At 45.9% G+C, this 2,211-nt stretch carries 3 protein-coding genes; all 3 read left to right on the top strand.

Annotated elements, in window-relative coordinates; all coding sequences use genetic code 11:
* On the top strand, positions 1-288 hold a 288-nt coding region (locus tag QUA25_RS29080; RefSeq protein ID WP_333043159.1), incomplete at its 5' end, for a zinc ribbon domain-containing protein.
* A 242-nt stretch (positions 289-530) separates the two neighbouring features.
* Complete coding sequence (locus QUA25_RS29075; RefSeq protein ID WP_106331468.1) at positions 531-1,316, top strand: ParA family protein; 786 nt, start codon at positions 531-533, stop codon at positions 1,314-1,316.
* Positions 1,313-1,816, top strand: a complete 504-nt coding sequence (locus tag QUA25_RS29070; RefSeq protein ID WP_333043158.1) for a hypothetical protein — start codon at positions 1,313-1,315, stop codon at positions 1,814-1,816. The genes QUA25_RS29075 and QUA25_RS29070 overlap by 4 nt, the downstream gene beginning before the upstream one ends.
* Positions 1,817-2,211 lie beyond the last annotated feature (395 nt).

The following is a 2,211-nucleotide window of genomic DNA, read 5'->3' as shown; positions in this document are numbered from 1 at the left end:
TCATTCTCTCCTGGCGCGGTGGCTCTAGTTCTTCTTTTGCCACCGTTCTCATCTTTGGTTAGTCTAAACTACAGTCAAAAAAATCCTCTTCAAAAACAAGCGATTACCGTTCCCACGCGCGACACAAGCCAGAACTGCTCAAATTGCGGGCATAACGTGGCAAAAACATTGAGTACCAGAACTCATAAATGTTCTCACTGTGGATACGTAGCAGACAAGAATGAAAACGCGGCGATTAACATTTTGCGTAAAGCAACTACGGTCTGGCAGACCGGAAGTAACGCTTGACTGAGTTGGAACCTCTCGGTGGCTACCCCTCTACGCTACTTGGGGTAACTCTGGTATGGTAAGGACGGCGCTCACTTGCTAATTTTAGTAAGTAAGCTTTTAATTATTTTATAAAATTAGCTTTTTTGTAAAAATTAAATTACTAAATTAATAAAATTAGCTTTTTACAATTTATGTATTGACTAATTTCGTTTTTTAGATGACTATATATATAGAAAACCCCATCCCATGTCCCTAAAGCCATGATCGCAGTCGCCATCGCGTCCCTGTCCGGGGGGCAGGGCAAGACAACCGCATCTCTATTCCTGAGCCGCCTCCTAGCGAGCCGGGGCTATCCCACACTGGCTATCGACGCCGACCCCCAACACAACCTGACCACCTACCTGGGGCTAGAACTGCAACCCAACCAGCCCACCTTGCTGGAAGTTCTCAAAAAATCCGTGCCCATCGAAGACGGCATCTATCCAGTCGAAGGTAGCGACAACTTGTTTCTAATTCCCTCCGACGACGGCCTAGACGCCGCCGCCGACTACCTATCCAGCAGCGGCGTCGGCGCTACCCTGTTGCTGCGCCGCCTCGAACCAGTTGCCGAAGCCTTTAAATTTTGTATCATTGACGCACCCCCGCAGCGCTCGCAGATTTGCTTAACCGCAATCGGTGCCGCCGACACCGTAATCGTACCCGCCGAAGCCTCCGTCAAAGGCTACGGTTCCCTAGTGCGGACACTCGACTTGCTCAACTCCATGAGAGATGTCAAAGCAACCAACGCTACCGTACTAGGAGTGCTGCCCTTCCGCGACCGCTGGATTGGCAACACTCAAACCCTAGAGAGCCGCCTAGCCGTAGAAGGAATGAAAGACGAAGTTGAAAACGAATTAATTCTCCCTTCAATCCGAGAATCCGAACAGTACAAAAAAGCCATTAACAAACGCCAAACTCTCAGCGAATTAGGACATCCAGACTTAGAATATCCCTTTGAAATTCTGCTCGCCAAAATCGAGTCTCTTTTACAACAAAAAGTACAATGAGTGACAGCATCCTCGACCAAATTCGCTCCAACCGCAAGCGAACAGTTGTTCCAAGCCGAGAAGATACTTTAATCGCCCCAAAACAGGAGAGCGAACAAATAGCTCAACGTTCAACTCCGGCGAACGAAACTTCAAACGAAACTTCAAACAAAACTTCGGCGAACGAAACTTCCGCTAACGAAACTTCAACGAACGCAACTTCAAACGAAACCACTAATCCCAATTCAACATTAGAAGAGTTAAAAGCAGAACTCGCGAAACTTCCGCCAACTCGTCGCCATTCTGCCGTTGTTTTAGATGCAGAAATAGATGCTAACTTGACAAGATTTTGCAAAGAAAAAGGAGTGACCGTAGAAGTATTTTTAGAAGCTGCCTGGCTGCAAGCAGAAGCTTCATCCGAGCTGATGGAAAAAATCTTAGTAGAAGCCAAGTGCCGCTACGATTCCAGAAAACTTGCTGGGAAGTTGAGGCGGCTGATTACAATGCTATCTGGGCGCTGATAGGGAGATGCTACTGCCATTAAACAGTTAACAGTTGATAGTTAATAGTTGATAGTTGATAGTTGTCCACACTGTTAAAAGAACGAGTGGAAAGGCACGCAATCAAAAAGGCCATGAGTGGTTTAATTACTGCGATGAAATAACGGACATTTCTCGCAAGTTATTTAACACGGCGCTGAAGTTTGAGGATTTGTGCGAAGTGAGGATTGTCCCCAAAACGGGATGTTATGTTGTTGAAGTAGTTTACTCTGAACCTGACAACAGCCAATTCTTCTGTAGCTTAAACCCAGAATTAGCGGAGGCTATTGATAAAGGAACTATAGCGATCGCAAATGATTTGTAAATCATCGAGCGTGTATAATGAGAGATGTAAATCTAAGTATAAGTTGAGATGT

The sequence above is a fragment of the Microcoleus sp. Pol17C6 genome (assembly GCF_036701145.1).
GTDB lineage: Bacteria > Cyanobacteriota > Cyanobacteriia > Cyanobacteriales > Microcoleaceae > Microcoleus.
The sequence above is the reverse complement of the archived record's forward strand: the minus strand, read 5'-3'. Positions and strand labels throughout refer to the sequence as shown.